The following is an 8310-nucleotide window of genomic DNA, read 5'->3' as shown; positions in this document are numbered from 1 at the left end:
TCAGCTCGGCGCAGAGGTCGACGACCTCTGCGCCGAGCTGATCCGCTTCGACACCTCCAACCCCACGAGCAACGAGCGCGCGAGCGCCGACTGGGTGGTGGGCCGCCTCGCCGAGGTGGGCATCGCCTCCGAGCTCATCGAGTCGGCGCCGGGCCGCGCCAGTGTCATCGCCCGGATCGCGGGGCGTGACCCCGAGCGCGGCGCGCTGATGGTCCACGGCCACCTGGACGTGGTCCCCGCGGACGCCTCCGAGTGGCAGGTCCCGCCGTTCTCGGGCGAGATCCGGGACGGCTACCTCTGGGGCCGCGGCGCGATCGACATGAAGGACACGGTGGCCGTCATGCTGGCCACCGCCCGCCACTTCGCCCGCACCGGTACGCGGCCCTCCCGGGACCTCGTCCTGGCCTTCCTCGCCGACGAGGAGGCGGGCGGCAAGTTCGGCGCCCACTGGCTGGTCGAGCACCGTCCCGAGCTGTTCGCCGGGGTCACCGAGGCCATCGGGGAGGGCGGCGGGTTCTCCTTCGCCCTCGACGACACCCGTCGCCTCTACCCGATCGAGAACGCCCAGCGCGGTATGGCCTGGATGGAGCTCACCGCGACCGGCCGGGCCGGCCACGGCTCGTCCCCCAACGACGAGAACGCGGTCACCGACCTCGCCGAGTCGCTGACCCGGATCGGCCGCGAGACCTTCCCGATCCGGCTGATCGAACCGGTCCGCGCGCTGCTGGAGGAGGCCGCCCGCCTCTACGGCGTCGAGTTCGACGAGAACGACATCGAGGGCAGCCTCGCGAAGCTGGGCCCGGTCTCCGACTTCATGCAGGTGGTGCTCCGCAACTCCGCGAACCCCACCATGTTCAACGCCGGGTACCAGACCAACGTGATTCCCGGGAAGGCGACCGCCCGCGTCGACGGCCGCTTCCTGCCGGGCCACGAGCAGGAGCTGATCGACACCATCGACAAGCTGCTGCTCCCCTCGGTCAGCCGGGAGTGGGTCAACCACGACATCGCGATGGAGACCACGTTCGACGGCCCGCTCGTCGACGCCATGTGCGACGCGGTACGCGCCGAGGACCCGGACGGCCACCCGGTGCCGTACTGCAACCCCGGCGGCACGGACGCCAAGGCCTTCACGCACCTGGGCATCCGCTGCTTCGGCTTCAAGGGCCTGAAGCTGCCGCACGACCTGGACTACGGCCGGCTCTTCCACGGCGTGGACGAGCGCGTCCCGCTGGAGGGCCTGCGCTTCGGCGTCCGCGTCATGACCCGGCTCTGGCAGAGCTGCTGAACCGTCGCTCGTCACCGCACACCCCCGCCGACCGCGTCGACGGGGGTGTGCGGCACGATGGGGCGCCGTCGAAACGACCCGTCCCACCAGGAGGAACCCGTGGCCGCCGAGCCCAAGCCGGAGATTCTCGCCGCGTTCCAGGCCGCCAAGGGCTTCATGCCGGTGGTCGAGGGACTCGCGCTGTACGCCGCCGCCACCGAGGCGGCCGTACTCGGTCTGCCGCTGCTGGAGGTGGGCACGTACTGCGGGCGCTCCACGATCCTGCTCGCCGACGCGGCGCGTGCGGCGGGCGTGACGGCGCTCACCGTCGACCATCACCGGGGCAGCGAGGAGCAGCAGCCCGGCTGGGAGTACCACGACCCCACGGTGGTGGACCCAGAGGTGGGCCGGATGGACACGCTGCCCACGTTCCGCCGGACGCTGCACGCGGCCGGTCTGGAGGACCACGTGGTGGCGCTCGTCGGGCGTTCCCCGCAGGTGGCGGCCGTCTGGGGCGGCCGGCTCGGCCTCGTCTTCATCGACGGCGGCCACACGGACGAGCACGCGAACGGCGACTACGAGGGCTGGGCGCCGCATGTCGCCGAGGGCGGGCTGCTGGTGATCCACGACGTATTCCCGGACCCGGCGCACGGCGGCCAGGCCCCGTACCGGGTGTATCTGCGGGCGCTGGCGTCCGGAGCGTTCACCGAGATCTCCGTCACGGACTCGCTGCGGGTACTGCGGCGTACCGGCGCCGGAATCTGAGCGCCCCGCACACCACGACAGGCTCCCTCACGCCACATGCCCGGGCGCTTGGCGTCCGAGCGCCCCGCACAGCGTGCGGGCTCCCGGACGCCGGGCGCCCGGGCGGAAATCCGAGCGCTCCGGACAGCGTGCGGGCTCCCGGATAGCATCGCCGGGTGCGTCACGACGAGAGCGTTCCCCCCACCCCCCGCCGTCCGAAGCCGGCCGCCGCGGCGGCGCTGACCGTGCTGTGCCTGGGCATCGGCCTCTCCGGCTGCGGCGGCGACAGCGGCGCGCAGGCCCAGCCCGGGAAGGGCGGCGACCCGGCCCCGTCCTCGGCGGCCGCGTCCGCACCGGCTTCCCCGGCGACACCGTCACCGGCGTCGACGAGCCCGGCCCCGTCGAAGAAGCCCGCATCACCCTCGCCGTCCACGCCGGCGACCGCATCCGGGCCGCTGTCCGGGAAGACGGTCGTCATCGACCCGGGGCACAATCCGGACAACCACCTCCACACCTCCGAGATCAACCGGCAGGTGGACATCGGCACCACGCACAAGGAGTGCGACACCACCGGGACCTCCACGAACTCCGGTTACGCGGAAGCCCGGTTCACGCTCGACGTCTCGCACCGGCTGCGGACCCTGCTCCAGGCGCAGGGCGCGAAGGTGGTCCTGACGTACGACGACGACCGGGCGTTCGGGCCCTGTGTCGACGAGCGGGCCCGGATCGGCAACAAGGCCGGGGCGGACGCCGTCGTCTCCGTCCACGCGGACGGTTCGGCGGTGGGGAACCGCGGCTTCCATGTGATTCTCCCCGCATCCGTGCGCGGCGGTGGCGCGGACACCTCGAAGATCGTGGGTCCCTCGCGCGATCTGGGCACCCGGATCGCCGGACTCTTCGTGCGCGCTACCGGAAGTGCGCCTTCCAATTACATCGGCGGGAATACCGGTCTGGACACCCGCAAGGATCTGGGCGGTCTCAATTTGTCGACCGTGCCCAAAGTCTTCATCGAATGCGGCAATATGCGTGATCCGAAGGACGCCGCCCTGCTCACCAGCGCGGGCTGGCGTCAGAAGGCCGCCCAGGGCATCGCGGACGGCATCAGCAGCTACCTCAACGGGTAGTAAGAGGTGGTTCTGCGATGAATTCGGGAGGATGCCCGCCCAAGGACCGGGCAGGGACACAACCCGCCGGGCCAGACGATAGATTCATCCGTACGATGGGGGGCCGCTCCCGAGCTTCGCGCCGTACCCGCCGTACCGGTGGCAGCGACGACCGCCCCGACGAGACGACCGACTAAGGACCTTCACGTGAATATCCGCTCCCTCACTCGAGGCGATGGCGTGGTGATCGGAGCAGCGGTCGTGCTGTTCATCGCCTCTTTCCTGGACTACTTCGACTACGGAAGCACCAGCGTCGACGCGCCCAACTCCTGGGACTCCCTGGGCAACGCGATCGGCGTCTACATGGTCGGCGTGATCGGTGCCGCACTGATCGTGCTGTCCCGTTCGCAGCCGCAGCCGCGCAAGGTCGTCGGTCTCGACCTGGCCCAGTTCGGTGTCGCCGCCACGGTGTTCACCGCGTGGAGCCTCTTCTGGACGATCATCGACCTCGGCCAGATCGACGCCGGTGCCGGCCTGATCCTCGGCCTGATCTCCTCGCTCGCGCTCGCCGCGGGCGCGGTCGCCTCCCCGCTGCTCCCGGCCCTCAAGGCCCCGCTGGCGGGCGCCCCGAAGCCGCAGGCCGTACAGCCGCCGTACGGTGGCCAGCCCGGTCAGCCCGGCCAGGGCTACGGCTACCCGGGTGCCCAGCAGCCGCCGTACGGTGGCCAGCCGCAGGGCCAGGCACCGGCGTTCGGCGGTCAGCCTCAGCAGCCCGGTCAGCCCGACCCGCAGCAGGCGCAGGCCCCCGCCCAGCAGGCGGCGCCCGCCGGGGACTTCACCCCGTTCTGGTTCGCGGTGCCGGTGGCCCGTCCGCTGTACGGCGAGGACGGTTCGCCGGCCCCGATCGCCGAACTGGCTCCGGGCACCTGGTACCTCGCGGTCGAGCAGCGCGGCCCGGGCCTCATCGCCCAGACGCAGGACGGCCGTCGCGGTGTGCTCCAGGACACCACGGGCATCCAGCGCGGCTGACGGCAAAAGCGCGAAGGCGCACGCACACGCATCATCGACAGCGGCCCCCCACCCCTTCCGGGCGGGGGGCCGCTGTCGTACCCTCCGACTACATCTGATGCATCGTCAGAAATACGGGGAGGCAGCGGAATGCGGCTCGGACTCGCTCTCGGCTACTGGGGCCGCGGCCCGAACCCGGCGCACCTGGACCTCGCCCGCGAGGCGGAGGACCTCGGCTATGCCTCGGTATGGACGGCGGAGGCCTGGGGGTCGGACGCCTTCACCCCGCTGACCTGGATCGCCGCCCACACCTCCCGTATCCGGCTGGGCACCGCCATCGCGCAGATGGCCGCCCGGACCCCGACCGCCACCGCGATGCACGCCCTGACCCTGGACCACCTCTCCGGCGGCCGGATGATGCTCGGACTCGGGCTGTCCGGCCCCCAGGTCGTGGAGGGCTGGTACGGGCGGCCGTTCCCCAGGAGCCCGCTCACCGCGACCCGCGAGTACGTCGACGTGGTGCGCCAGGTGCTCCGACGCGAGGCGCCCGTCGCCCTGGACGGGCGGTTCCACTCCCATCCGTACAACGGCCCGGACGCCACCGGCCTCGGCAAGCCGCTGAAGCCGATCACGCATCCGCTGCGCGCCGGGCTCCCGGTGCTGCTGGGCGCGGAGGGGCCGAAGAACATCGCCCAGACGACCCGGATCGCGGACGGCTGGTTGCCGCTGTACTGGTCGCCGATGCGCACGGATGTGTACGAGGCGTCGCTGAGCGGCCTCCCCGAGGGGTTCATGATCGCGCCGATGGCCCGGGCACACGTCTGCGACGACGTCGCGGAGGGCCTGCTGCCGGTGAAGGCGATGCTCGGCTTCTACATCGGCGGCATGGGCGCGGCAGCGCGCAACTTCCACGCCGACCTGATGGCACGGATGGGCTTCGAGGAGGAGGCGCGGCACATCCAGCAACTGTTCCTCCAGGGCCGCAAGGAGGAGGCGGTGCTGGCCGTCCCGGACGCGTTCGCCGACGAGATCTCACTGGTCGGGCCGCGCGAACGCATCGCGGAACGGCTGGAGTTGTGGCGCAAGGGCCCGGTCACCGACCTCCTGGTGACGGCGCCGGACCCCCACACCCTGCGCGTGCTCGCAGATCTCAACCAGTAGCCACCACGACCGCTACCGCTTGGCGGCGACGAATCCCCACTGGTCGACCGGCTCACCGACGACGGGCTCTTCGGGGCGCCACAGGCTGATCGAGCCGAATCCAGGCTCCACCAGGTCGAGTCCGTCCGCGAAGGTCGCCATGATCTCCTTGGGCCGCGAGATGTACGGCATGGCGCCGCCACTGGCGTACTCCTCGGACCCGGCCTCGGTCTCCGGGGTTCCGATGGTGTCGCACTGCATCAGATAACTGCCCGCGGGGAGCTCGTCCAGGTAGCTGCGGAGCAGCGCCGCGGCCTCGTCCGAATCCGCGACGTGTCCCAGCGTCGAGAGCACCATCACGGCCACCGGCTTGTCGAGGTCCAGCGTCCGGGCGGCCTCGCGCAGCACCGTCTTCGCGTCCCTCAGGTCCGCGTGCACATAGTCCGTCTTCCCTTCGGGCCGGCTGGTCAGCAGGGCCCGCGCGTGGGCGAGGACGATCGGGTCGTGGTCCACGTACACGATGCGTGCCGTCGGCTCGACCTCCTGGGCGACCTCGTGCGTCGCGTTCGCCGTCGGCAAACCGGTGCCGAGATCCAGGAACTGCCGTATCCCCGCCTCACCGGCCAGATAGCGCACCGCCCGCGCCTGGAACGCCCGGGAGGCGCGCGCTATGTCGATGATCTGCGGGTACAGCTCCTCCATCGTCGCCCCGAGCCGGCGGTCCACCTCGTAGTTGTCCTTGCCGCCCAGCCAGTAGTTCCACACCCGCGCCGAATGCGGCGTGCCCGTGTCGATCCCGTCCACCGGCGTCGGGGTGCCTTGCTCGTCAGTCATCGGCCCTCTTCAAGTCGCACATCGGTTGCGCGCACGACCCCCGTACCGCGCACACCCATGCTGACTCACCAGCAACATCCGCACCAGCCCGGAAGGGGAGCAACTCCCCTACGTGGCATTGGCGTCCAAGGGCCCTCCAGGGCGGGGCGGAAACCCCGCCCCCTACCGCGTGACGCCCTGCGGGTCTCGTTCACCTGAGCGCTATGGGGCGTGCTGCCGCGCGCGTGACTCCTTCACCGTCCCCTGTGGGCCGCGAGCCGCACCCGGGGCCCGGGCGGGAAGCGAGGTGCAGCCGCGCTCCTCCCTCGTCAGGTGCGCAGACGTCCGGTGAGCGCGTCGGGCGTCAGCAGGCGGCCAGCAGGATGGAGATCACCGTGCAGGACGCCGACGACGTGTCGTTGGCAGGGTTGGGGTCGGTCGGTGACGACGTCGTACGCACGGCCTCGACCGTGACCTGACCAACCCGGAGCAGCGACAGCGGAACCCTGAAACCGGCGGTGGCGGTGGCCCCTTCGGCGAGGTTCGTGAAGGTGCAGACGACGGTGTTGCCCGTGGTCGCGCAGCCGGGCGGGACTCCGGTCGCCGTGGTGCCGGCGGCCAGGGTCGCGGTGACCGTGGCCGAAGCGAGCGCTCCCGGGCCCATGTTGCGAGCCGTCAGCGTGTAGCCGATGGACGCCGGAAGGAGCGCGTTGGCCTTGGCCTTCAGATCGACGGCGAGGTCGGCCCGCGCGGGACGCACGACGCCCGACGTGATACCGAGGGGTATGGCGCCGACGCCGATACCGGAGCTCACGGTGTTGTCGGCCAGGTCGATCAACGACACGTTGCCGCTGTCGCTGTTGGTGACGTAGAGGTGGTCGCCGCCCGGTGGCAGCGACACCTCCCACGGGTGGGTGCCGACGCCGAGCGTGGTGGTCACCGTGTTGGTCGCCGTATCGATCACCGACACACTGTTGCTGAAGTAGTTGGCGACGTACGCACGCGAGCCGTCGGGGGTCACCATCACCCCGTGCGGGCTGTAGCCGACGCCGATGGACGCGGTCACCGAGTGGGTGGCCGTGGCGATCACGTACACCCTGTTGTCACCCGCGCTGGTGACGTAGGCGTGCGCGCCGTCCGGGGCGAACGCGACCGCGAGCCCGCTGCTGCCCCCGCCGACGCCGAGGCCGATGGTGGCCGAGACGGTATCGGTCGCGGTGTCGATCACCGACACGGTGCTGCCCGAGTCGGTGACGTAGACGCGCGAGCCGTCGGGTGACACCGCGAGACCCCGGGGGTTTCCGCTGACGGGGACGGTGGACGACACCGTGTCGGTGGCCGTGTCGATCACCGACACACTGGCGCTGCCGGCGTTGGCGACGTAGACACGGGAGCCGTCCGGAGTCACCCCCAACTGCTCCTGGTTGTTGCCGACGTCGACAGTGGCGGTCACCGCGTCGGTGGTGGTGTCGATCACCGAGACCTTGCCGGTGCTGTAGTTGCTGACGTACGCACGGGTGCCGTCCGGGGTGAGGGCCACGGAGCGGGGGCTGCCGCCGATGGCGATGCTCGCCGCCGCCGTGCCGGTGGTGGTGTCGATCACCGTCACGGTGCCGTTGCCGTAGCCGGCCACGAAGGCATACGTCCCCGTCGGTACCGCCGCCGCCGGCCCCGACGGCACCGCGACCACCGCGACGGCTGCCAGCGTCAGTGACGACAGCACGCCGATCGCCCGCAGCTTCCACCGTCCCCCGGCCGGCGCCCCTCCGGTACGTCTGCCGTCGGCTATCCGGTCGTGCTCACGTCGCTGATTCATGGACATCGTTTCCCCCTGACGCGCCGGACGCCGTCGAGACATGAACGGGCACCGGTCGGTGATGAGTTGACGGCTCTGACAGAAAGGAGGTGTCGGTCGGTCGCGGTGATGACTCACGCGAAACGGAAATCCGGCGTCGTCGCCCCTGGCGTTCTCGCGGCTTCCGCGACCGGCGAGGAGCGTTGTCTGTCCGCTGAGCAGGCTACGTACCGTGGTGCGGCGCGTACAGACGTGTGCGGGAGGCGGTGGTTGCGCGCGCGGAGTGCACGCGGGTGGTACACCGGAACCCATCAGGGCCGCAGGCGTCTTCGGGTAGCGGCGAGGAGGCCGGGAGCGCGCCGCCTGATACGCCCGGCACCACCACTCGGCTGGGCCCCACAGCGAAGACCGGTCAGGGCCGCCGGCGGCTCAGGCCCCCGCCC

Annotated in this window: 7 protein-coding genes; 5 read left to right on the top strand and 2 right to left on the bottom strand. The window is 71.3% G+C overall.

Annotation, left to right across the window (positions count from 1 at the left end):
• The 5 genes from JGS39_RS35225 to JGS39_RS35205 all read left to right on the top strand — a co-directional run.
• A partial coding sequence (locus tag JGS39_RS35225; protein ID WP_219573832.1) for a M20/M25/M40 family metallo-hydrolase occupies positions 1-1285 on the top strand: 1285 nt, incomplete at its 5' end.
• A 99-nt stretch (positions 1286-1384) separates the two neighbouring features.
• Complete coding sequence (locus tag JGS39_RS35220; RefSeq protein WP_306106237.1) at positions 1385-2029, top strand: class I SAM-dependent methyltransferase; 645 nt, start codon at positions 1385-1387, stop codon at positions 2027-2029.
• 155 nt (positions 2030-2184) lie between these two features.
• A complete protein-coding gene (locus tag JGS39_RS35215; protein WP_219573830.1) occupies positions 2185-3132 on the top strand; it encodes an N-acetylmuramoyl-L-alanine amidase in 948 nt (315 codons plus the stop codon).
• 219 nt (positions 3133-3351) lie between these two features.
• Positions 3352-4140, top strand: coding sequence for a DUF5336 domain-containing protein (locus JGS39_RS35210; protein WP_219573829.1), 789 nt, complete (start codon positions 3352-3354; stop codon positions 4138-4140).
• Positions 4141-4269: 129 nt separating this feature from the next.
• Positions 4270-5280 carry an LLM class F420-dependent oxidoreductase gene (locus JGS39_RS35205; protein ID WP_219573828.1) on the top strand — a complete coding sequence of 337 codons (1011 nt, stop codon included), beginning with the start codon at positions 4270-4272 and terminating at the stop codon, positions 5278-5280.
• Between the two features lie 12 nt (positions 5281-5292).
• On the opposite strand, the gene JGS39_RS35200 is transcribed toward JGS39_RS35205, so the two are convergent.
• Together JGS39_RS35200 and JGS39_RS35195 are read right to left on the bottom strand one after the other, a co-directional pair.
• Positions 5293-6093, bottom strand: a complete 801-nt coding sequence (locus JGS39_RS35200) for an SAM-dependent methyltransferase (protein WP_219573827.1) — start codon at positions 6091-6093, stop codon at positions 5293-5295.
• Between the two features lie 343 nt (positions 6094-6436).
• Positions 6437-7888, bottom strand: a complete 1452-nt coding sequence (locus tag JGS39_RS35195; protein WP_236064447.1) for a beta-propeller fold lactonase family protein — start codon at positions 7886-7888, stop codon at positions 6437-6439.
• Positions 7889-8310 lie beyond the last annotated feature (422 nt).

Origin of the sequence: Streptomyces poriferorum, from assembly GCF_019399235.1 — a bacterium.
Taxonomy (GTDB): Bacteria; Actinomycetota; Actinomycetes; order Streptomycetales; family Streptomycetaceae; genus Streptomyces; species Streptomyces poriferorum.
Note: the sequence above shows the minus strand (reverse complement) of the source record. Positions and strands in the feature narration are given on the sequence as shown.